This window comes from Paenibacillus sp. oral taxon 786 str. D14 (assembly GCF_000159955.1).
Taxonomy (GTDB): Bacteria; Bacillota; Bacilli; order Paenibacillales; family Paenibacillaceae; genus Fontibacillus; species Fontibacillus phoenicis.
On sequence record NZ_GG695983.1, the window covers coordinates 71,330 to 94,303 of the forward strand.

Here is a 22,974-nt window from a genome sequence, read left to right on the forward strand (position 1 = left end):
GCTTACGGGTGGAGGATGTTCATTGACGACAGTAACGTATAAGCTGGAAACCTTCGAGGGGCCGCTGGATTTGCTATTGCACCTGATCGATAAAGCCGAGATTGATATCCATCAAATCTCCATCAGTGAGATTACCGATCAGTACCTCGAATATTTGCAAGACATGCAGGAGCTTGAGCTGGAGGTCACCAGCGAGTTTCTGGTCATGGCTGCGACGCTGCTGTCGATCAAGAGTAAGCAGCTGCTGCCGAAACCACCCGTCATCGAAATGGACGATGATTTCGATTACTTGTTTGAGGAGGAAGAGGATCCTCGGGACGAGCTCATCCGCAAGCTGATCGAATACCGTAAATATAAAGGGATCGCTGCGCATTTGCATGAACGCGAATGGGAGCGCAGCTTGATTTTCTCGAAAGAACCGGAGGATCTGACGCCGTTTATGCCGGAGGTGCAGGAGAACCCTGTGAAAGGGCTGCATGCTGCTGATTTGATTGCCGTCTTCCAGAAGGCGATGCGTCGGGCAGCCAAGCGCAACACGGTGGCGCGGATTCACCGCGACGAAATTTCCGTTAAGGACCGGCTGAAGGAAGTCGTGTCCGCGTTCGAGCATGTGGGGAAAGGCGGCAGGTTGCTCTTTTCCAAGCTGCTGCATACGGAGATGAGTCGGCACGAAATCGTCGTCACGTTTTTGGCCGTGTTGGAACTGATGAAGATGAAGCAAATCGTCTGCTATCAGAACCGGCTTTTCGACGATATTGTTATGGAGTGGAGAGGGGAAGGAAGTATCGATGAATTTTCAGGAATTGAAATCGATTATTGAGGGGTTGCTCTTCTTGGCAGGTGAGGAAGGCTTAAGCCTCAAACAGCTGGCTGAAGTGACGGAGCAGCGGCAAGAGGTGGTGTCCGATGCCTTGCTGGATATGAAATCGTCCTTCGAGCGAGCCGGCAGAGGACTGCAAATCGTGCAAATCGCCGGCAACTACCAGCTGGCGACGCTTCCGGAGCATGCCCCTTATTTCGAACGGCTGGCTTATTCGCCTTCGCGTTCGACCTTATCCCAGGCTGCGCTTGAAACGTTATCGATTATCGCTTATCGTCAACCGATTACTCGGGTAGAGATTGAGGAAATCCGGGGGGTGAAATCCGAGCGGGCGATTCATTCCCTGGTCAACAAGGATTTAATTGAAGAAGTGGGCCGCGCTGAAGCGATCGGGCGTCCAATTTTGTACGGGACCACCAAAGCGTTTCTGGACTATTTTGGACTGGCCAGCCTAAAGGATTTGCCGGACTTGGCCGATTTCGAAAGTGCCGAGGAGCTGGAGGAGGAGACGCAGCTCCTGTTCCAGCGCTTAGAGGAACAACAGCTGACGTTTGATGATGTAAATCAGGATTTTGTTGCAAAGGAGGAGGAGTCACCGGGGGAAAATCCCGATGATATGGAACCAGGGAATTTATGAGGACATCCGCAAAGAAACCGCAGGCAGAACGAACCGACGATCCCGCTCAAATTGAGACGGGATCGTTTGTTATTCGGCCCCAAAACGCATTAAGTTTGTTATCGAACACTTTGCTTAAATCGTGAAACGTATCGAATGATTTCCTTTTGGAATAGCCATACTACGATGGAGTATTTTATCTGATAGGTATGGAGGGCTTTCCCGTGTGGATTTGGCTCGGAGGCATCCTGATCCTGCTGCTGCTAATAGCTGCCTTGATTTTGCTGTCTACCATTACGTTCAATTTGACCCTGCGCAAGAAAAATCGGGATGACATGGTGTTGCTGGAAGTTACGATGCTCTATGGCTTTGTTCACTTACGTTACCAGGTACCTACGATCCGGATTAAAAATTGGCGTGACGGTGTGCAGATCGAGAAAAATCAGCCAGAGAACGTGCTGCAAAAGGAATCCACCAGCGTCGACCACGAGGTGAACAAAGACAAGGTCGAGCAATGGATGGATCAGTTCGAACGTTTGCTTCAAGCGACCAGCGGGCTGCGGGTCTGGCTTCAATCCACACTTCGCCGCGTCTCCTTCCGCAAGCTGGAATGGTCAACGAACATCGCGTTAGAGGATGCGGCCCATACCGCGACGTTAACGGGGGTACTATGGGGAGTTAAAGCGACGATTGTTGGCTGGCTTACCCGTTATATTTCTTTGAAGCAGAGACCTAAATTGTTTGTCGTTCCTGTATTCGACAGTAAGCCGTTATTTTCCACGGAATTCCGCTGCATAGCGCAAATTCGCTGCGGTTATGCTATCTATGCTGGACTGGTACTTATAGTTCGCGTGCTAAAAGTGAAGGGAGGAGTTAAGAAATGGCTGACCATCCTATTCAAGGACTAATGCAAACCGCCATGGAAAACATCAAGGAAATGGTTGATGTCAACACGATCGTGGGTGAACCGGTCGAAACGCCGGACGGCAGCGTGATTTTGCCAATCAGCCGCGTGGGCTTCGGTTTTGCTGCCGGGGGGAGCGATTTTATTGTTGATGACGAACACAATAAATCGACCACAGGCTCTTCTGAGAACAGCAATGTCCGCCCGTTTGGCGGCGGTAGCGGCGGCGGGGTTTCGATTAATCCGATCGCGTTCCTCGTCGTAGGAAAGCCGGGCGTACACATTGTGCCGCTGGATAACCAAACACATCTTGTCGAAAAAATCATTGATACCGTACCTGGTATCATCGACCGAATCCAGTCCATGTTCCCGAACCAGAATGCAACTGCGAATGCAGCGATGGCAACAGCGCAAGCTGCCCAGATGCAGGAATCGGCCGTCCGAACCGGCATAAATCCTTTTGCATAACTGCCTTTTGACCGTTGATCCTTTCCGGGCTGCCGGGAGGGGTCTTTTTCTTGATTTTAGGTGGGACATACTCTCTTGCAAAATTGCATATAAGTAAACAAGTACCTGCTATAGTACCTGTTACCGGAGGAATCAACTTATGAAGAAAGATTCACATGACCGCAGATTACACTCCTTTTGCTGCTTATTGGCCGCGGTTCTGCTGTTCGCCTGGTTGAATCCGCAGGCTGTACAAGCTGCTCCCGATGCGCCCTCGATCCATGCTCAGGCCGCTGCGGTCATTGACGTGACCTCGGGTCGCCTACTGTACAGCTTGCACGGAGATGACGAGTTGCCCATCGCCAGCTTGACCAAGATCATGACCGCCATCGTCGCGATCGAGCACGGCAAACTGTCGGATATGGTTACCGTTGGAAAGAACGCATACGGGAAGGAGGGCTCATCCCTCTATCTCCATTTAGGGGAAGAGATGAGTCTGGAAAATATGCTATACGGGCTGATGCTCCGTTCAGGCAATGATGCAGCGACCGCGATTGCGGAGCATGTGGGCGGCTCGGAGGAAGGCTTCGTTTATTTGATGAATGAAAAGGCCAAGCTTCTCGGATTAACCCATACCCATTTTCAAAATCCTCATGGTTTAGATGCCAAAGGGCATTATTCTTCAGCCAACGATTTGGCCAAGCTGACAAGCTATGCATTGAAAAATCCGCACTTTAAGGAGATCGTTCGAACACCCAGCAAAACCGCGCCAAACCCCAATGATCCGTGGGATTATAAGTGGTTAAACAAGAACAAGATGCTGCGTTTCTACGACGGGGCAGACGGTGTGAAAACCGGCTATACGAAGACGGCAAGACGTTGTTTGGTGAGCTCCGCGACCCGCAATGGACAGCAAATCGCCGTCGTCACATTAAACGACGGGGATGATTGGAATGATCACCGCAAGCTGCTGGATTACAGTTTTGCGAACTTTCCTCTGACAACGTTGATCAGCAAAGGGCAAGCGATTGAAAACGGTCTGGTGACCGGGGCGGATTTCAAATATGCGCTGGCCCCGGAGGAAGTCGGCAAAGTTGAGAGAAGGCTGAAGTTAGTGGAGGCGCGTACAGGCTCGTTTGGTTATCGCGGGCGAATCAGCGTTCGATTAAATGGAGAAGAAATCGGCACGGTGCCGGTGTACGATAAGGCCAGCTACAATCCCGCCATCATGGGCAACGGGAATGAGCCGAATGTCGGCGGAGCCTATGGATCCGCTTCGGAACATCAGGTGATTCAATGGCCTTCTGATTGGTCTGCGGCGTTAAAGAAGGTGCTGCAAACCTTGTTGTTTGATATTTGATGTGGGGTAAAGGGAGAGAGGCAAGACTGGGCGAAGGAGGGGCAGAACGAATGGTCAACAAAATATGGCTTGCACTTATTTTGATTGGGTTTCTCTTTGCAGCTATTAAAGGGGATATCGGTACGGTGACGCAAGCGGCGTTTGACGGGGCTGCGACCGGCGTAACCGTATGTTTTGGATTAATCAGCGTGTTGGTGTTTTGGCTTGGGATCATGCGACTGGCGGAGGATTCTGGCCTGGTGAAGACGATCTCCAGGCTGCTTGGACCGATTGTTGCTTATTTGTTCCCTGACGTGCCGAAGAACCATCCGGCGATGGGGTATATTTTATCGAACATGAGCGCGAATTTACTTGGCCTTGGGAACGCAGCTACGCCGATGGGAATCCGCGCCATGCAGGCGTTGCAGGAGCTGAACCCAGACAAACAAACGGCCTCCCCGGCCATGTGTACTTTGCTGGCCCTGAACACCGCCAGCATTACGTTGATTCCCACCACGTTGATTGCGATCCGCATCAACTTCCATTCTGCGAATCCGGCAGAAATCGTGGGGTCGACGCTGCTTGCGACAGCCATCGCCACAGGGGCGGCTATCGTCGCTGATCGCTGGTATCGCAGACGGAACACGTATTGTACACCGCCGCGGATCTCGGCGCCACCCGATATTTCGCTGAAAGGGTGAGGCATTTTGCTCGATTGGGTGAATCTTATTTCGGCTTGGGCCGTACCGGTGATGATTGCCTTTATTCCGCTTTATGCTTATTTCAAAAAAGTACCGGTCTATGAGTCGTTTGTCGACGGAGCGAAGGATGGGTTCTCAACCGCCATAGGGATCATCCCGCATCTGGTTGGCATGATGGTGGCAATCAGCGTGTTCCGCGCTTCCGGGGCGCTCGATTTCTTTGTCGGGTGGATGACGCCCTTTCTATCCTGGCTTCATGTTCCGCCGGAAGTGCTGCCGCTTGGGTTTCTTCGGCCTTTGACCGGGACGGGCTCACTGGCCTTTACAACTGACCTGATCAAAACCTATGGTCCAGATTCGATGATCGGCCGGATCGCTTCCACTATTCAAGGAAGTACCGATACAACGCTTTACGTTTTGACGGTGTATTTCGGGGCCGTGGGGATCCGGAACGGCCGTTATGCCTTAAAGGTTGGATTATTTTCGGATGTCGTTGGCTTTATCGCTGCGATCGTCGTTTGCTTGCTCTTATTCGGTTAAATAACTACATACCTTTTATGATCGTTGAACCGCCTGCAGCACTTCGCTGATGGGGCGGTTTTTGCGGTTTATGGGGACTGCTATTGTGATTTTTCCATGAGGTGGGTATCATGTGTATGAGGTGACTAATGCAAATATGGAAAGATTACAGAAAATTTTGGCCGCTGCCGGTGTGGCATCGCGCCGTAAATGCGAGGAATTAATTCTAAGCGGCAAGGTTCAAGTCAATGGTGAGACCGTTACGACGCTGGGCACGAAAGCTGATCCGTCCGTGGATGTGATTACCGTTGAGGGCAAGCCAATCGGCGCGGAGAAGAAGCTGTACCTGATGTTCAATAAACCGAAAGGCGTCATCACGAGCGCTTCCGATCCCCAAGGCCGGAAAATCGTCACCGATTACTTAAAAGGAATCAAGGAGCGGGTTTATCCAGTAGGCCGGCTCGACTACGATACGGAAGGTCTACTGCTGCTGACCAATGACGGCGAATTTGCGCATTTGCTGACGCATCCAAAGCATCATGTACCGAAGACGTATCTGGCAACGGTCAAAGGGGTACCGCATGGTACAGCGCTGGACAAGCTGAAGCAAGGTGTGATGCTGGAGGATGGGATGACGGCACCAGCCGAGGTCGAGTACTATGACATTGACCCGGAGGAGAAATACGCAACCATCTCGATCACAATTCATGAGGGCCGAAACCGTCAGGTGCGCCGCATGTTTGATGCGATTTCGCACCCGGTGACACGGCTCAAGCGCATCTCCTTTGGTGATTTGGTTCTGGGTAACCTCAAACGCGGCCTGTACCGCCATTTGACCAAAGAAGAAGTCGACAGCCTCTACAAACTCGCCCGCACCACTACTCCCCCCACTCCAAAGCGCTAGAAATGCGGTGAACTGGAGGCGAAAGGCAACAGGGTGGAACGATTCTGAACAGCGAAGCGTCAAGGTCTTGCCTTGTAGATTGAACAAAAATACGGAGAATGGCAAAAGGATAAAATGATTCTGGAGAAGCGGAGCGTTCGCCTTTGTGAGCGGAATTCTACCTTGAACTTGTTATGATTAAGAATTCCGCGAGCAACAGCGATCGTAAGAACATTTTGCCCGGTTGCCCCAGTCGTAGCTAACCTGTCGTTCAAACAACATCAAGGCCTATAAGCGATAGCAGGATCATACGAATCTTTTCACCTTACCGCCCTTTCATCGCATTTTCACCTCATTTCTAGCGCGTCACATAATATTCATATTTCCCCGGGCTGAAACTGCGGCGAATTCCGATATAATGTTCATAGAGTGTTCACGATTTGTTCAACACTTCATGATATTTTTCATAGAAAGGAAGTTAACTATGGGGAAGGCGAGACGGCCGATCCAAATCGTCATCTTGCTGTTGATCGTCATCCTAGGCGGATATGCGATCGGGACCGCAGTGTCCGGCGGCGAGGCCGATAAACCTAAACAAGGCGGGAATCCGCCGACGTTTAAACTGCTCGGTTTGGATGGACAGGTACATACGTTAGACGACTATAAGGGCAAATCGGTGGTCTTGAACTTCTGGGCTACCTGGTGCACTTATTGCGTGAAAGAAATGCCCGCATTACAAGCCCAATGGGAAAAATGGCGCGATCAAGGCGTCGTCGTCCTGGGCATCAACACGGGCGAAGACGAGATGACCGTACAAAATTTCGTCAAGCAGACGGGCGTGGATTTTCCCATTTTATTTGATTCCGACAATACGACAACGCGCGATTACGGCATCGTGCCGATGCCAACGACGTTCTTTATCGGCAAGAACGGCAAAATTACCTCCATTCATCAAGGCGAGCTGAATTTGGATACGTTGGATGACCAAATCAAGCAGCTGGTGGGGCTTTGACGGCGAGAGGAGGACATAATCGGTGATCGAAAATACAAAATGCGAATGCGGCCACCAAAACCGGGTGGGAACCGTATTGTGCGAAGCCTGCGGCAAACCGCTGCTTGAGGAGGATCAGCAAGGCGGGCTGCTGGAGATGCGTTACGACGGGGTCGCCCGGCGGTCGCAGCGGACCAATCCCAACTTCATTGACCGGATTTGGAACTTCTTCTCCTCCGTCAAGGTAGCGATTTATCTGATCATCATCACACTGATTGGTGCGATGTTAGGCACGATATTTGAACAGGAAAGCAACTTCATTAACTTCGACCCTTCGACCTATTACAAGAACAAATACGGAACGATCGGCGAAATTTATTACCGGCTGGGCTTGTCCCATACGTATGAATCCTGGTGGTTTATACTGCTGCTGGTTATGATCGGGGCGTCGCTTGTGATCTGCAGCTTGGATCGCGTGCTTCCGCTTTACAAAGCGCTTTCAAAGCAAAAAGTGCGCAAGCACCTGGAATTTCTCACCCGGCAGAAAATCGTTTATCAAGGGGAAATCAACGAAGATGGCGCGGAATGGGTTCAGCGAGCCGTCCAACCGTTGCGAAAGAAGCATTACCGGGTTTATACAGACGGCAGCGCCTTGCTGGCAGAGAAACAGCGGTTTAGCCGCTGGGGCCCTTACATTATTCATATCGGACTGATCGTTTTTCTCCTGGCGGTCTTGTTCCGCGGTTTGCCGGGTCTGCATCTGGACAAACATTACTGGTTCCCTGAAGGCGAAATCACGCATATTCCCGAAACGAACCTTTATTTGAAAAATGAGAAGTTTACGGTTGAATATTACAGCGAGGACGAAATGTCCGAGGAATTTAAAGCCAGAGGCAAGGTTGTGCCGAAGCTGTTTGAGACCCAAGCCGTACTGTATGAATGCACGGCGGATTGCGACGATCCTTCGAAGGAGCCGCAGCTTCGCGAAGTCAAGCGTCATGCCATTCGGGTTAACGATCCGCTCAGTTACAAAGGACTTCAAGCGTATCAGTTCGACTTTGATCTCACGCCGAAGCTAAGATCGGTGCAGCCAGCCTTAGTGGATGTTAAAACCGGGAAATCCTACGGTAAATTCAAATTGGACATGAGAAATCCCCAGCGTGAGTATGAAGTTGGCCCTTACCGGTTAACGCTGCAAAATAAATATATGGATTTTTCCCTGAACGACGAGGGAAAGCCGGTATCCATTTCCGGCGAGCCTAACGCGCCTGCCTTTTTATTTTTGATCAAAGGACCGGATCTTCCGGAGGAAGGCGCACAGTACATTTATTTTCCTAAACAGGTTGACAAGGAGCGGTTCCAGCAGGATGCGATTAACGAGCAGCTTGGGGGCGTACAATCGAAGCTGCGGCTGGATGTCCTTGGGATGGAAGACGTCGACTTTATCGAAGCGTCCAGTTATTTGAACATCCGGGTTGACCGGGCGATGCCGTTCGTTTGGCTGGGTCTTGGGATCGTGATGCTTGGACTGGTCTTAGGGTTTTACTGGCAGCATCGCCGCATATGGCTGCGTGTCGATGGCCGACAGCTGACGCTGGGCGGACATACGACCAAGAATTGGTTTGGCATGCGCCGCGAAGTTTCCGCATTCCTCCAATCGATGGGTGTAGAAGCGGATGAGAAGTCATTGGAAAATAGGGGGAAACATCCATGAACTTTTTGGAAATCAGCAGAGTCGCATTTATGACGGCCTTTTTGCTTTATTGTGCGGCTTTTATTTTTTATGTAGTGGCCGTAACAGGCAAGACGTGGCGCAACCGCGACCCGAAGCGGCATGAGAAGAAATGGGGACGCATTTCATTTGCCGTTTCCTCGCTTGGGTTGCTGTCGCATCTTGTCTATTGCGGTACCCGCTGGGCGTATAGCGGACATGTACCCGTCAGCAATATGTACGAATTCATGACGTTCTTGTCCATGATGATTATGGTGGCCTTCACCATTGTCTTTATCATTTATCGCAAAATATTGCTTGGGATGTTTGCACTCCCGCTGGCGATTATCATTATGGCTTACGCTGCTGTATTCCCGCAGGACGTTCAGCCGCTGATTCCATCGCTGCGTTCCATTTGGCTTTATATCCACGTAACGCTGGCGGCTACCGGCGAGGCGTTCTTTGCCGTTGGTTTTGTAGCAGGGTTAATGTACCTGCTAAGGGCCGTGGATTTTAAAGCGACCGATAAGGCAGGCCGCCGTCAAAAATGGTGGGTTGAATTTACGCTTTTTTCTATTATTATAGTATTGGGCTTCATTGTATCCGTCTTTGCCTTCCGGGCAGCCGGATATGAAGCTGTCTTCGTACAAAATCAGACAACGATTGACACCCAAGTGGAGCAGGATAGTACAATAGAAGATAAAGAAATTTATAATCTGCCACCGATCGTTGGTCCGCATCAAAGCGAGCCGGAGCACATTCAGCCGTTCCTCGGCATGAAGAAGCCTTTGTTTGATGCTCCTTCCTGGATGAGAGGGGAAACGGCCGGCCGCAAACTGAATACAATAATTTGGGCAATACTAACTGGTACCGTACTTTATTTGCTGCTCCGGTTAATTTTGCGCAAGCCGCTCGGCACAGCGTTATCGCCCGCACTGCGGGGAATCGACCCAGATGATTTGGATGAGATCAGTTACCGGGCGATTGCGATCGGATTTCCCATCTTTACGCTGGGAGCGCTCGTATTTGCCATGATCTGGGCGCAGCAGGCTTGGGGCAGATTCTGGGGTTGGGATCCGAAGGAAGTATGGGCGCTGATTACCTGGCTATTTTACAGTGCTTACCTCCATTTGCGCTTGTCGCGTGGCTTCCAGGGGCTCAAGTCTTCGTGGCTGGCTGTTCTGGGATTTCTCGTCGTGATGTTTACACTGGTTGGGGTAAATCTGATCATAGCGGGGCTGCACTCCTACGCGGGTACCGATTAACTCAGGCAATAATACCATATGGACTGCTCAACTGATTGGGTAAGATGATGAAGGGGTTGTTGTTAAATGTCAGATCAAGCAAACCGCATTCTGGTAGTCGATGACGAGGAGCGGATTCGCCGGCTGCTAAAGATGTACTTGGAAAAAGAAGGCTACGAAATCGATGAAGCCGAAGACGGGGAGACCGCCCTGAAATTGGCGACTTCCAACGATTATGGTCTGATCTTGCTCGACGTGATGCTTCCGGGGATTGACGGCGTCGAGGTCTGCAATCGATTGAGACAAGTAAAAGCAACGCCGGTACTGATGCTGACGGCCAAAGGCGAGGAAATCAACCGCGTACAGGGCTTTGAAGTTGGGGCGGACGATTACGTCGTGAAGCCGTTTAGCCCTCGTGAAGTCATCTACCGGGTGAAAGCGATCATGCGCCGCGCTTCCGCAACGGCTTATTTGACGAAGGAAAGCGGAACTAGCAACAATATCGTGTTCCCTCATCTCGTGATTGAGCATGATGCCCATCGGGTGACTGCAAACGGGCAGGAAGTCAGCCTGACTCCGAAGGAATATGAGCTGCTGCATTATTTGGCAGTATCGCCGGATAAGGTGTTTTCCCGGGAAGAGCTGCTGAAGGACGTATGGAACTACGAGTTTTTCGGAGATTTGCGTACGGTGGATACCCATGTGAAGCGGCTTCGGGAGAAGTTGAACAAGGTGTCGCCGGAGTCCGCTGCCATGATCACGACCGTATGGGGCGTCGGATATAAGCTGGAGGTTCCAAAGTAAGTGAACTTCTGGAGAACGCTCGTTGGTAAGCTGTGGATTACGATCATTTGCTTGGTAGCTTGCGTCCTGATGTTAATGGGACTGTTCCTGCTGCCTTACATCGATACGAACTTTACAAACTCTGGAGCGGTCAAACGATTATTTGTGATCGTCGCAATGATCGGGTTTTCGCTCACAACGTTTTTTGCTTTGTTTCTGTTCACGAAGATTACACAGCCGATGCAGCAGCTGATTCGGGCTGCGGATGCGGTGCGCAAGGGCAAGTACGACACGCGTCTGTCTCTGCGCACGAGTGATGAAATCGGTGAGCTTGCCATTACGTTTAACCATATGGCGGAAGAACTGGAAAATACGATCCGCAGCTTAAAGCACGAGAAGGAACATCTTTCCAGTGTGCTTAGAAGCATGAATGATGCGGTAATTACGTTGGACCGCGAGGGTGCTGTCATTTTAACCAACCCGCCGGGTGATCGGTTATTACAGCTTTGGGGAGATCTGACGGAGGATGGGGAGGAGGATTTACCTGCCTCTGCCGGGGAAGGGCAGATGGTTCCGCAACCGCTGCTTCCGATGTTCCGCCGTTTGCTGGTTCAAGAGAGCGACCAGAAGATGAATGTACACGTTATGAAAGGCGTATGGTCCGTACATATGGCGCCGCTGTCCTCGGACGGCGAGGTTCGCGGAGCCGTTGCCGTGCTTCGGGATGTAACCGAAGAAGTCAACTTGGAGAAGATGCGCCGCGACTTCGTGGCCAATGTGTCTCACGAAATTCGGACTCCGCTCTCGATGATGCAGGGGTACAGTGAAGCGCTGCTCGACGGTATGGCTTCTTCGCCGGAAGAGAGCGCTGAGCTCGCCCAAGTCATTTATGACGAATCCCTGCGGATGGGACGGCTGGTTCGCGATTTGTTGGACCTGGCCCGGATGGAGGCAGGTCATACGGATATGGTCATGCGCAAGATCGACTTTCGTGAATTGGCGGAGCGGGTGGACCGTAAATTTCAGGTCCGGGCCAAGGATAACGGGGTTGAGCTTGTGTTGGAGCTGGAAGACGGAGAGCTGCAGCTGCAAGCCGATGAAGACCGTTTGGAGCAGGTGCTGACCAATCTGCTGGACAATGCTTTCCGGCATACGCCGGAAGGAGGAAAGGTTACGGTCAAGGCTCATATGGAGACCGGCGAAATGGGCAAGCAGCTTCACGTAGCCGTATCGGATACCGGTGTAGGCATTCCGAGCGAAGATTTGCGATATATCTTTGATCGCTTCTATAAAGCCGATAAAGCACGGGTTCGCGGTGAGAACGGCGGGACGGGATTGGGGCTTTCGATCGTCAAAAATATCATCGCAGCCCATCACGGTTCCATTTGGGCCGATAGTGAAATCGGCAAGGGCACCGTATTTCATTTCTTGCTTCCTGTCGAATCGGGACAAACTACGTGATAACAAAAAACATCCTTCGCGAAGAGGGATGTTTTTTTGTTGAATGCCGCAGATAAATCTTGTTCATCGTGGAACAATGATTGATCTACGGCCTCATGAATATTCGTGTTATCTTGATTCGCGCCGTTACGCGAAAATGATATGCTGTGCTTTATTGATTTCCGGAAGCTTCGTCAACTCGTCCAGGACTTCCTTCGTTACTGCTTTATCCACAGTTAGAACCATGATCGCTTCGCCGCCGACCAGCTTACGTCCGACCTGCATGGAGGCGATGTTCACAACGTTCTTCCCGAGCAAGGTACCGACATGCCCGATGATCCCCGGTTTGTCGTTATGCGAGATGAAGATGAGATGGCCTTCCGGCGCGACATCAACCGGGAACTTGTCGATTTGGACAATGCGTGCACCGTATCCGTTCAGCAGCGTACCAGCGACCCGGCGCTCCGCTCCGTCCTGAGCCTTGAGCGTCACGGAGATCAGGTTGGTGAAGCCTTTGGTAGCCGAAGCCTGCGATACCACTACGTTAATGTCGCGGACCTTCGCCAGGTGCATCGAGTTAACGATATTCACGTCGCCACCGAAATGACGGGACAACACACCTTTGATAATGTAACGGGTCAGCGGCTGCGTATCCACTTCCGCCAGATCACCGGCATAATCGACATGAATTTCTTTGACAGCCTGATTGTTCAATTGAGACAGGAAAATACCAATTTTCTCGCCGAGCCCGAAGTAAGGCTGCAGCTTGTTCATGACGCTGGCTGCAACCGGCGGCATATTAACTGCATTCTTAAACGGTTCGTTGCGCAGGATATGAAGCACTTGCTCGGAGACGTCGATGGCCACGTTCTCTTGAGCTTCCACGGTAGAAGCGCCAAGGTGCGGGGTCACGATGATCTTCGGATGATGAAGGAACGGGTGGTCGGCTTCCGGCGGTTCTTTCTCGAATACGTCGAAGGCAGCCCCGGCTACGATCCCCTGATCGATCGCTTCAACCAGCGCCAATTCGTCAATGATGCCGCCGCGGGCGCAGTTGATGATGCGCATGCCTTTCTTCATCACTTCAAATTGAGGACGGGCGATCATATGCTTCGTCTCCGGTGTGAGCGGCGTATGAACGGTAATAAAGTCCGCATTCCGGATGATTTCGTCCACGGTGGCCAGCTTCACACCCAGCTTCTCCGCCCGATCTTCAGTAAGGAAAGGGTCATAGCCGAGAATATCCATGCCAAACGCTTTGGCACGCTTCGCAACCTCGCTGCCGATCCGGCCCATGCCCAGCACGCCCAACGTTTTGTTGCGCAGCTCGACGCCAAGGAATTTACGGTCCCATTCGCCTTTGATCGTCTTCGCATAGGCTTGCGGAATATGACGGGCCAGCGCCATCATCATCGCAAAGGCATGTTCACAAGTCGTAATCGTATTGCCGTCTGGAGCATTAATGACGATAATTCCGCGTTTCGTCGCCGCTTCCAGATCGATGTTGTCGACCCCAACGCCAGCGCGGCCGATGACTTTCAAGCGGGTTCCGGCTTCCATGATTTTTTCGGTGACTTTCGTTTGGCTGCGGACCAGGAGACCGTCATATTGCGGAATAATCTGCACCAATTCATCTTCGCTGAGACCTGGCTTCTTGTCGACCTCAACGTCGGCTGCATCCATCAGCTGCTGAATTCCTAAGTCGCTGATCGGATCCGATACTAAAACTTTAAACATGATGATTTGACCCTCCTAAAAGTTTTATATAGCAAGGCCTCCTTGAAAGATAGCAAGTATTGCTATCTTCGGAAGCATAAGCTAATGTGGTTGAGTTTCTTCATTGACGCTGTGTCCGATTACCGCACCAAAGAACCAAGGTGCCCAAGGACGCCTGGAAGGCAGTTGGCGTCGCTTAAACGGATTTAAATAAATCAAAAACTCTCAATCCGCACACTACTTCCGTAGTAAGGGACGAGAGTTATTCGTGGTACCACCCTAATTCGCTGCCCCTTCGCAGAAAGCAGCCTCAGTTGTCATTGCTGACAAGAACGATAACGGGTTCACCGGCTGCGCCTACTTTCATTTCAACGCAGCGACTCAGGAGCGCTAAAGCCATTCGTTCCGCTGCCGGTTTGCAGCACCACCGACTCTCTGGAAGCTTTCCGAAGGCTTCTTTCCTTCAAAGTGTTTCATGAGATGTAATTTTTCATAATGTAACACGGGCCTTGGCAAAGTGTCAACACCAACCTGAACATTTTTACAAAGTTAGGTGTTTGTCGTTCGGATTTTGCCCAAACTTGAATCCGTCCGAAATTTTGGTTATGATTTTACTAATGTCGAAAAGCGTCTGATTCCGGCGGACAGCGAAATGGCTTAATTCTCCGCAAAGAACGGCAGCTCCGGCAACGATTCGGAGGCGTAATACGTTGACTTCCATTTTACAAATTCTTTGCTCTTCACGGCATCCGTTTCAATTAAAACCTTAACAATAGAGCCGATGGAGTTCAATTTAAGCGCATCGGCTTTTCCGCTGCTGATCAACTGATCAATCTTGGCCGTGAAGTCCTGCGGCAAATAGGATACATAAAGCTGCTCGTTCACCATCATATCGGTGACGGCTTTATTTTTTACAGCAAGCGAATAACCGGACCATTCCTTAGTTCCGATGTTCTCTTTGTATGTATAGTCAGCAGAAACGCCGCTTTTGGTTTTGGCGGTCCATTTCAGCATCGAGGCATAATATTTCTTTTGCGCCTGCAGCCCATACTTTTTGGCGTTCACGGTGAACTCGTCTTGATTGATGATTTTGGCCAGCTCCATGCCTTTCTTGTTCCCTGCCTTAGATTTGATCTGGTCCATGCTTTCCTCAAACAGCTTCAGACTCTTTAAATAGTCGGTTTGGGCCTCCTTGAGCAAGGGGGAGGAGTCGGCGATGGATTGTACGGCAATTTGTTCATAGCTGGCTTTAGCCTTATCGCGGATGTCCTTCAGCTTGTCCGACGATACCGGCTTGGAGCTGTGGGTGATGTCTTCGATCAGCGTGAGGTAGTCCTCTTTAAATTGCTGATATGGCTGGAATACCACATAGTAGAACGTGACCAAATCCTGTTGCTGATAGGAGGTCTCGTTTTCCTCTCGAAACGTTATTGCTTTGAGATTCGCATATTTGGCTTCCGTCTTGTCGATCCCGAGATTGAGCCCAAGAAAGAACGTCCCAAACGCGGTAATCAACAAGGCGAGAAATCCAAGCGAGAACAGCATTTCAAATTTGGTGTTATTTTTTCGAATCATACTTATGCTCCTTACTATATTGATTTGAATGCGTTAAAATATTATAAAGGACAGGGTTTGACAAAAACTATGAAAAAGTTCAAATTGCGCGATGTAAAAATACAAAAAGTCGACCCCGGTCAGTTAAACGATCGATTGTTGCTCATTAATTTATATCTCACGCAAGGGCTTACATTACTTATCGGTCTTGTGATCTTGTTATTTCAGAAAAGAAATCCGTTTCATCTGTTCAATTTCCCGAATAGTGTCGAATTTGTGTACTGGGGAGCAGGATTTGCGGCTGTGATGTTCGGGGCGGATATGCTCTTGTCCCGGTTCATCTCGGAGGAAAGTATGGATGATGGGGGCATTAATTCCCTGCTCTTCCGTCATCGACCGATTTGGCATATCGTCGTGATCGCGGCGGTTGTTGCCGTATGCGAGGAGCTGTTGTTCCGCGGGGCGATCCAGTATGGGCTGGGTCCGTATTGGACGAGCATCCTGTTTGCAGCGATCCATGTCCGATATCTTCGGCATTGGATTCCGACGGCATGGGTGTTTGCGAGCAGCTACGGCCTCGGATTTATTTATGTACAAACGGGGACGCTTTGGGCGCCGATCTTATGTCACTTCTTGATTGATCTTGTATCAGGCCTGGTGATTAAATTTCGGAGGGAGTCATGAACGAGCATTTGAGCCGAATGGACCGTTACGGTCAGCAAAATCGAATGAAACGCAATGCTTCCATACAATCGCGGAATCTGGCCTCCGGCATGGCGACGGCTGAACTCACGCTGGAGCCTGCGGCGGTGAACGCCGAGTCGACGTATGCCGCTGTTCGACCCCGTAGCAGCCTGAAAAAGGAGCCTTTTCCCTTCTTGATCGCTGATGAGGAAACCACTCCTGTGCAGAAGAAGCCTGTCATTGGCGATGAGACGATGGTTCGGCTGCTTATTCCGCGTAAATCTGAGGCTGCAGTTTGGAAGGATAGGGATGCGCTGCAAGCTGCAACGGAGCCCGGATCTCCCAAGACGAATACAGCGGATGACGGTAAATTTGAATCTGCAGCTGTTGCTGCATTAGCTAAACTCAAAGAGCCGGTTCAGCGGTCATCCTTCAACTCAACGCAGGGTTCCCATCCGCTACATGGTATCGAGTATTTTGGTAATGCGCAGAGACCTTTATCTACCCTGTTGGAGGTAGAGCCCGATTTGGACAAGCTGCCAACACGCAAGGAGCTGTTTCCGTCACAACGTGTTAAAATGACCCGTTGGTTTTATAATTCACTTCTTTATGCTTTTGTTATTATTTTGATTTATCTGTTATGGTGGGGCTTAAGCGATTCGCCGTGGGGAAAAAGCCATGGATTATAAAAACATGTGCAACATTAAAAAACCGTCAGGAAATCTCCTGACGGTTTTTTTGGATTCAAAATTATTTTGATGATTCGGCATCCGCAGGTTCAGGAGCTGGTCCGATACTCCGGGGGTCAACAAAGCTATATCCTTTCTGTTCCAGTTGGGTGAGCAATTCATCCAGCGCCTCTACGGTCCAAGGCAGCTCATGCATCAAGATGTTGCTTCCAGCGTGAAGCTGTTCCAGCACATTCGCGATGACCGCCTCAGGCTTGTTTCTGTTTTTGCTGTCCCAGTCGAGGGAACCGTTGGACCAAGTCATGTAAATGAGATCATTGTCGTCTGCGATTTGATGCGTTGTTTTGTTCCCTGAACCGAAGGGAGGACGGAAGAAACGTGGCGCTTCGCCGACGGTTTCCTTTACGATATTTTGCACATCTTCAATTTGCTTGCGCATATTCGCCGCGGACTCTTTCTTTAAGTCGATGTGATCCCAACTGTGGTTTCCGATGATCTGCCCGCGGTCATGGATTAGCTGCAGCAGCTCGGGATGCGCTTTAACCCGGTACCCGTTAACAAAAAAGATCGCCTTAGCCTGGTGTTTATCCAGCGTATCGATCAGTCCGTCAATCATTTCCTTCTCCTTTGGCCCGTCGTCAAACGTCAGGAGAACCACCTTCTTGTCCACGGTCTCATCATTGGGCACTACGTTATACGCCTTATTAATGTGGTACATCAGGGGAGGTGCGGCCGCTTCAGAAGAGGTCTGTTCATCGGCTGATGATGACGAGTCCTCAGGCTGTTCGCCAACCTGTCCGGATTCATTGGCGCCATCATTGGCGCCATCTGGCGCGGTCGCTTCAGAAGAAGGAGCGGTGTTTTGGTTAGATGTGGCTGGTGTCATGGTTGCATCGGTTTGGCCGCATGAGCTAAGAATAAGACAAGCGGCGGCGATGGGCAGGAGCTTCTTGTGGAGCAAAGAAGTCAACTCGCTTTCCTGTATTTATGCCGCATGAGTTTAAGGGAATCCGCGAACACTACAGATGATTTTAACATAACCAAGGAGGTTTTTTACGTGAAATCTTCCTCATTTTTAGGCGGTTTACTGGTTGGCGTTTTCGCCGCGATGTGGGCTTCGCGACGGAAGCAAAGCCTGATGTCCGTGATGAGCGGTGCAGGCTCGGTCCTGAAGTTTGCGGGGATCTCCTCAAAGCGTACCGACAGCCCCACCGAAGATATTTCGGCAGCGCTGAAAACGGAAGATACGGCGTCTGCATCTGTCACAAAGGCTAAAGGGGCAGACAACGCCCAGGTGTATCCCAGTTCCGGCACGGTATCAGCGGCCGGTTCGAATCATTCGAAGGAATACAGTCTGAAGCAGCTGACCGACCTCATTAAAGGCGATCCCGATGTGCGCCGTGAAGTTGAGGCCATCCTCAAAGAGGCGAAAACCCCGGTTCCAGGTTTGTAATCCGTTTCAAAACACCACCACAAGAGTCATTTTCTGCCCCCTTGATGGGGTTACGGAAAATGATTCTTTTTTGTTCTATTTTAAAGCGTGCATTTAGGTGAAATAAGTGATAACATACATACAAAGAACCATTTTCAGCACACTTGACAGCAGGTTTCATAATCTGTTTTATAACAACGTATAGAGAGAGGAGGATCCTGTATGAAGATAGAAAGACTAGGCCAGGATAAGATACGGATTTTCCTCACGTTTGACGATTTAAGCGAACGCGGTATACAGAAAGAGGACATGTGGCAGGAAATTCCCAAAGTCCATGACCTGTTCACTGAAATGATGGATCAGGCTTATAACGAAGTGGGCTTTGACGCCACCGGGCCATTGGCTGTGGAAGTGTTCGCCCTTCCTGCACAAGGAATGGTCGTCATCGTTACGCGCGGCAAATACGATCACCATCAACATGGGATCGGCTCGCCTTATGAGGATGAACTGCCGGAAGAAGTTTATGAGATGGAAGTTACGTTGGAGCAAAGTGATACCATTCTGTATTCCTTTGACGATTTCGAGAATGTAATCGAAGCGGCACACGTGCTGAAGTCGATGCTTCACAATGCCGGCAGACTGTATAAATATAATGGAAAATGGGTTCTTCAGCTGGAGCCGGAGGAACTGGAGGAGGGCAAACATCCTGCTCTGATTGCAGTATTAGCTGAATTCGGCGAAGCGACATCGGTAACTACGGCGATGCTGGAAGAGTACGGGCAATTAATCATGGCTGATCATGCGGTGGATACGATTTGCAACCACTTCAAACGCCAGGATTGATTACGTCTCGTATGAAGGCAGACCCATGTCAATTCAGAAGAGAGAGACAAAGAACGGAAGCAGCCAATAAGGGGGGATAACCGTTGCTCTTTTTCTCGATTTTAAGCGCAGCGGTTGCTCCCGGTATTGCACTGCTTACGTATTTTTATCTCAGGGACAAGTATGATGCGGAACCGCTGCATATGGTCATCAAGGTGTTTTTGCTTGGCTTCTTGATCGTATTGCCGGTCCTGATCATCCAGCGAGGGTTAACCATGTGGCTGGGCGAAGGACCGTTGGTTACAGCTTTTGGCATTTCGGCCGGTGTAGAGGAAGTGCTGAAGTGGTTCGTATTATTTCATATGATTTACAACCATACCGAATTTGATGAGCCGTATGACGGGATCTTATATGCGGCGGCAATTTCATTGGGATTCGCAACGGTTGAGAATGTATTGTACGCTTTTGCGAGTCACGCTTCGATTGGCACCATGCTCGTTCGAGCTCTGCTCCCCGTATCGGGCCATGCGATGTTCGGCGTGATGATGGGGTACTATCTGGGGCGGGCTAAATTCTCGAGCGGCGGGCAATCTCGAAAGTTCCTGATTTTTTCGTTAGCTTTCCCGCTGTTCTGGCATGGGGTATACGATTGGATTCTTAACAATACGACGCAGTATTGGATTTGGTTTATCGTCCCCCTCATGGCTTTCCTCTGGTATGGAGGGCTCGGGAAGATGTATCGGGCCAATAACCGTTCCCCGTTCCGTTTAACGCCGGGGGCGAAGGGGCAAGATTAATTTGCTTTAGAATAGGGCATCCTGATTCTAACATTTGCATGTCTACGCCAAGGTAGGCTGCAGGATCGTTAGAAAGGGGTGCCTTTTTCGTGCGCGTCAAGGTGCGAATTACTTGTAAAGCGTGCGGCGAGCGGTTTGTGTTACGCGGCAAAAAAGAGCGCGACCATATTGAAACCGGCTTTAAGCAATGTGTATGCAATAATCAGCATGATTTTGAGATCGAAGAAGAAGTGATTCAGTAGGGTGAAGATTATGCATAAAGTTCTTTCCTTCTTGTCACACTAATCCCAACCTAGTTGAAGAAGGGAGAGAGCTAAGCCCAATGTACAAACGACTGAGTGCGATTCTGTTCCCGGTGACCGCTGTGCTGTTGATCGGCGCCCTGGTGTGGGGGTATCAGGAGAACCAGGAGAAAAACTCGATTCTGATCAAGGCGGAAAACCAATATCAGCGGGCGTTCCATGATTTGTCGTATCACGTGGACAAACTGCATACGGAATTGGGCAACACCTTGGCGGTAAACTCGGCCTCCACCGGTGCCCAACGTAAAGGGCTGGTGAATGTATGGCGCATCACGAGCGAGGCGCAAAACGAAATCAACCAGCTTCCGTTAACCTTGCTCCCGTTTAATAAGACGGAAGAGTTTCTATCTCGGATCGCGAAGTTCTCGTATCAGACTGCGATTCGCGATTTGACGAAACAGCCTTTAACCAAAAATGAGATGAAAAATCTAAAAGAACTGTACAAAAGTTCGGCGCAAATCGCCCAAGACTTGCAAGGAGTACAGAACAAGGTTATCGCCAATCGCCTGCGCTGGATGGACGTCGAGACGGCGCTGGCGAGCGAGAAAGAACCGCGGGACAATACGATCATCGATGGCTTCAAAACCGTAGATAAAAAGGTTAGCGAATACCCTGAGCTGGATTGGGGACCGTCCATCTCCAGCATGTACAATAAACGTTCGGTGAAGAAGCTGGGCGGACGTCCGATCACCGTTGAGGAAATTAAACGTAAAGCTGCGAAGTTTACCGGCGTACAAAGCCAAGAGAACATCCAAGTCGTAGAGAACGGGAAAGGAACGGAGTGGGCTTCCTATACGGCTAACCTGAAGAATAAAAAAGGTGACGAGTCTTGGTCGCTTGATTTTACCCGTAATGGCGGTCATTTAATCTCCTATGTCTACCATCGCCCAATTGGACCGAAAGCCGTGGACGTAAGTACCGCAAAACAGCGGGCTAAAGAATTTTTGGAAAACAAAGGGTATCCAGGGCTAGCGGCCGTTTCTTATGATGAGTTCGATAATGAAGGAAACTTCACGTTCGTTAGCAAGCAAGACGATGTGCTCATTTATCCGGAGAAAATTACGATCCGTGTTGCTCTGGATAACGGGCAAGTGACCGGGATGCAGGCCAGCGACTACGTGTATGAACGTGAAAGCCGGGAAAAGGTCGGAAAACCGAAACTGACCTTGCAGCAAGCGCGTAAATTTTTGAATCCGGAGTATAAGGAGAAATATCACCGTCTTGCGCTCATCGAGAACGAGCAGTCAGAGAAGGTGCTAACCTACGAATTTGGCGGTTCAATTAACGGATCGCAGTACAAAATTTTCATCAATGCCGAGAACGGCAATGAAGAGATCATCGAAGAGATTCGCACCCGCAACAATCAAGGAGAAACGAAGTCTTCTTGATGCTCTGTGCAGCACAATTTCAAAGGAATGTTCCGGTTGTCCGGAAGATTCCTTTTTGTTTTTTTTAAACGAATTAATTAAGTCCAGCCGCCTCGCGCCGTGCTATAATCATTAGCATAGTAGTACAACCATGACATAGGACGGTGGCAACCTTGTTTCCTAAAGTGAACGATCTCGTATACATTCAAGTCGCTTCGGCGGATAAGCCAAACGATGAGAAGGAATGTAAATCACGGATCGCGGACGTGGAAGAAGAATCGTTTTTGATCGAAGTACCGATCGAGACCGGGAGCGGACGCATCAAAAAGCTGTACATCGGGGACGAATTATCCGTGTATTTCCTGACGGAAAACGGAGTGAAAAATTACTTTAGTACATACGTGCTCGGGTTTGCCGACGACGTTGTTCAATTAGTGCGAATTCGCAAGCCTGAGCCGGAAACGATTACGAAAATCCAACGGCGCAACTTTTTGAGAGTGGTCGCACAATTAGAAATCGCTGTGCTTATGAAGGACGGCGTGCGCTTTGTTACATATACGGAGGATGTTGGCGGAGGCGGAGTCTCTTTCAGCTGCAGCAACGAATTTAAGCTGGCTCAGGGGGATCATCTCTTCTGCTGGCTGCTCATCCCGTTCAAGAACGGTACGATCGACCATGTGCCTTTTGAAGCGGAAGTTGTTCGGATGAAGAAGCTGGAGACCGGGCGCACGATTGTCATGCTGAAATTCGTAAGCATTTCGGACCTTGAACGGCAAAAGCTGATTCGGTATTGCTTCGAGCGACAGTTTGATTTCAAAAATCGCTGATTTCATCCGCTCAATGGAGGTATTTCCGATTTCCCAATATGGATAAGCTATACATGAACGCTTTGAAATCGATCTATGTTTGTGTGCTGCCAGGGAGGAAATCGAAATGAAAAAAGCGAAAGACGACGAAATTTATACGGAACTGTTTCTGTCTTTCTCGGACAAGGTGGAAAGATGGATAAAACGGAGTTTACTGGTTTTATTGGCAGCATTATGCCTGTTTCAACTCTTGCTACGGATTCCAGAATTGCGATATGTTCTAGCCACTGCAGACAAATATGAAGGGGTGCCCATTCACAGAGAACAAGGGAATTAATCGGGAAAAGCAAGCGCGTTTCTTTTGCATCCCTTTGTTATCTGTGGTATAATTTTCACGTCGCAGGCAA

25 protein-coding genes and 1 other annotated feature are annotated in these 22,974 nt (G+C 50.0%); of the genes, 22 read left to right on the forward strand and 3 right to left on the reverse strand.

Annotated features, from left to right (window positions below):
- Window positions 1–22 precede the first annotated feature (22 nt).
- The 13 genes from POTG_RS15785 (at window position 23) to POTG_RS15845 (ending at window position 12,419) form a co-directional block, all read left to right on the forward strand.
- Window positions 23–820 (forward strand): segregation and condensation protein A, encoded by a 798-nt coding sequence (locus POTG_RS15785; RefSeq protein ID WP_016311754.1) that lies wholly within the window; start codon window positions 23–25, stop codon window positions 818–820.
- A complete protein-coding gene (gene scpB, locus POTG_RS15790) occupies window positions 789–1,457 on the forward strand; it encodes an SMC-Scp complex subunit ScpB (RefSeq protein WP_009225838.1) in 669 nt (222 codons plus the stop codon). Before POTG_RS15785 ends, scpB begins: the two co-directional genes overlap by 32 nt.
- Window positions 1,458–1,660: 203 nt before the next feature.
- Entirely contained in the window at window positions 1,661–2,344 is a 684-nt protein-coding gene (locus tag POTG_RS15795) for a DUF2953 domain-containing protein (RefSeq protein WP_009225839.1), read from the forward strand.
- Entirely contained in the window at window positions 2,317–2,808 is a 492-nt protein-coding gene (ytfJ, locus tag POTG_RS15800; protein WP_009225840.1) for a GerW family sporulation protein, read from the forward strand. The genes POTG_RS15795 and ytfJ overlap by 28 nt, the downstream gene beginning before the upstream one ends.
- Before the next feature lie 139 nt (window positions 2,809–2,947).
- The gene (locus tag POTG_RS15805) at window positions 2,948–4,147 is read left to right on the forward strand and encodes a D-alanyl-D-alanine carboxypeptidase family protein (protein WP_009225841.1); all 1,200 of its coding nucleotides are present in this window, start codon (window positions 2,948–2,950) and stop codon (window positions 4,145–4,147) included.
- 50 nt (window positions 4,148–4,197) lie between these two features.
- Window positions 4,198–4,827: a nucleoside recognition domain-containing protein gene (locus POTG_RS15810; RefSeq protein ID WP_036645798.1), complete on the forward strand. Its 630-nt coding sequence runs from the start codon at window positions 4,198–4,200 to the stop codon at window positions 4,825–4,827.
- Window positions 4,828–4,833: 6 nt separating this feature from the next.
- On the forward strand, window positions 4,834–5,367 hold the full coding sequence (locus POTG_RS15815; RefSeq protein WP_009225843.1) for a spore maturation protein: 534 nt from the start codon (window positions 4,834–4,836) through the stop codon (window positions 5,365–5,367).
- 136 nt (window positions 5,368–5,503) lie between these two features.
- Window positions 5,504–6,250, forward strand: a complete 747-nt coding sequence (locus POTG_RS15820; RefSeq protein WP_036645800.1) for a pseudouridine synthase — start codon at window positions 5,504–5,506, stop codon at window positions 6,248–6,250.
- A 463-nt stretch (window positions 6,251–6,713) separates the two neighbouring features.
- On the forward strand, window positions 6,714–7,241 hold the full coding sequence (locus POTG_RS15825) for a peroxiredoxin family protein (protein WP_036645802.1): 528 nt from the start codon (window positions 6,714–6,716) through the stop codon (window positions 7,239–7,241).
- Window positions 7,242–7,263: 22 nt separating this feature from the next.
- A complete protein-coding gene (resB, locus tag POTG_RS15830) occupies window positions 7,264–8,934 on the forward strand; it encodes a cytochrome c biogenesis protein ResB (RefSeq protein ID WP_009225846.1) in 1,671 nt (556 codons plus the stop codon).
- Window positions 8,931–10,196: a cytochrome c biogenesis protein CcsA gene (gene ccsA, locus POTG_RS15835; protein ID WP_009225847.1), complete on the forward strand. Its 1,266-nt coding sequence runs from the start codon at window positions 8,931–8,933 to the stop codon at window positions 10,194–10,196. The genes resB and ccsA overlap by 4 nt, the downstream gene beginning before the upstream one ends.
- Before the next feature lie 66 nt (window positions 10,197–10,262).
- On the forward strand, window positions 10,263–10,979 hold the full coding sequence (locus POTG_RS15840; protein ID WP_009225848.1) for a response regulator transcription factor: 717 nt from the start codon (window positions 10,263–10,265) through the stop codon (window positions 10,977–10,979).
- The gene (locus POTG_RS15845; protein ID WP_009225849.1) at window positions 10,980–12,419 is read left to right on the forward strand and encodes an ATP-binding protein; all 1,440 of its coding nucleotides are present in this window, start codon (window positions 10,980–10,982) and stop codon (window positions 12,417–12,419) included.
- Window positions 12,420–12,545: 126 nt separating this feature from the next.
- On the opposite strand, the gene serA is transcribed toward POTG_RS15845, so the two are convergent.
- Together serA and POTG_RS15855 are read right to left on the reverse strand one after the other, a co-directional pair.
- Window positions 12,546–14,135: a phosphoglycerate dehydrogenase gene (gene serA, locus POTG_RS15850; protein ID WP_009225850.1), complete on the reverse strand. Its 1,590-nt coding sequence runs from the start codon at window positions 14,133–14,135 to the stop codon at window positions 12,546–12,548.
- Between the two features lie 227 nt (window positions 14,136–14,362).
- Window positions 14,363–14,590 (reverse strand) — a binding site (T-box leader).
- A 181-nt stretch (window positions 14,591–14,771) separates the two neighbouring features.
- Window positions 14,772–15,689 carry a hypothetical protein gene (locus POTG_RS15855; protein ID WP_009225851.1) on the reverse strand — a complete coding sequence of 306 codons (918 nt, stop codon included), beginning with the start codon at window positions 15,687–15,689 and terminating at the stop codon, window positions 14,772–14,774.
- Window positions 15,690–15,758: 69 nt separating this feature from the next.
- Between POTG_RS15855 and POTG_RS15860 the strand changes: the two genes are divergently transcribed.
- Both POTG_RS15860 and POTG_RS15865 read left to right on the forward strand, forming a co-directional pair.
- Window positions 15,759–16,352, forward strand: a complete 594-nt coding sequence (locus POTG_RS15860) for a CPBP family intramembrane glutamic endopeptidase (protein ID WP_036645804.1) — start codon at window positions 15,759–15,761, stop codon at window positions 16,350–16,352.
- 44 nt (window positions 16,353–16,396) lie between these two features.
- A complete protein-coding gene (locus POTG_RS15865; protein ID WP_232282323.1) occupies window positions 16,397–17,041 on the forward strand; it encodes a hypothetical protein in 645 nt (214 codons plus the stop codon).
- Between the two features lie 61 nt (window positions 17,042–17,102).
- On the opposite strand, the gene POTG_RS15870 is transcribed toward POTG_RS15865, so the two are convergent.
- Complete coding sequence (locus POTG_RS15870) at window positions 17,103–17,927, reverse strand: polysaccharide deacetylase family protein (protein ID WP_009225854.1); 825 nt, start codon at window positions 17,925–17,927, stop codon at window positions 17,103–17,105.
- Between the two features lie 171 nt (window positions 17,928–18,098).
- On the opposite strand from POTG_RS15870, the gene POTG_RS15875 reads away from it, so the two are divergent.
- The 7 genes from POTG_RS15875 (at window position 18,099) to POTG_RS15900 (ending at window position 22,904) form a co-directional block, all read left to right on the forward strand.
- Window positions 18,099–18,494: a hypothetical protein gene (locus tag POTG_RS15875; protein WP_036645806.1), complete on the forward strand. Its 396-nt coding sequence runs from the start codon at window positions 18,099–18,101 to the stop codon at window positions 18,492–18,494.
- 201 nt (window positions 18,495–18,695) lie between these two features.
- Window positions 18,696–19,316: a genetic competence negative regulator gene (locus tag POTG_RS15880; RefSeq protein WP_009225856.1), complete on the forward strand. Its 621-nt coding sequence runs from the start codon at window positions 18,696–18,698 to the stop codon at window positions 19,314–19,316.
- 83 nt (window positions 19,317–19,399) lie between these two features.
- Window positions 19,400–20,092, forward strand: coding sequence for a glutamic-type intramembrane protease PrsW (gene prsW, locus POTG_RS15885; RefSeq protein WP_009225857.1), 693 nt, complete (start codon window positions 19,400–19,402; stop codon window positions 20,090–20,092).
- An 89-nt stretch (window positions 20,093–20,181) separates the two neighbouring features.
- Window positions 20,182–20,334, forward strand: a complete 153-nt coding sequence (locus tag POTG_RS24440; RefSeq protein WP_009225858.1) for a hypothetical protein — start codon at window positions 20,182–20,184, stop codon at window positions 20,332–20,334.
- An 80-nt stretch (window positions 20,335–20,414) separates the two neighbouring features.
- Complete coding sequence (ypeB, locus tag POTG_RS15890; protein ID WP_009225859.1) at window positions 20,415–21,782, forward strand: germination protein YpeB; 1,368 nt, start codon at window positions 20,415–20,417, stop codon at window positions 21,780–21,782.
- 152 nt (window positions 21,783–21,934) lie between these two features.
- On the forward strand, window positions 21,935–22,588 hold the full coding sequence (locus POTG_RS15895; RefSeq protein WP_198136221.1) for a flagellar brake protein: 654 nt from the start codon (window positions 21,935–21,937) through the stop codon (window positions 22,586–22,588).
- Between the two features lie 106 nt (window positions 22,589–22,694).
- The gene (locus tag POTG_RS15900; RefSeq protein ID WP_036645808.1) at window positions 22,695–22,904 is read left to right on the forward strand and encodes a hypothetical protein; all 210 of its coding nucleotides are present in this window, start codon (window positions 22,695–22,697) and stop codon (window positions 22,902–22,904) included.
- Window positions 22,905–22,974 lie beyond the last annotated feature (70 nt).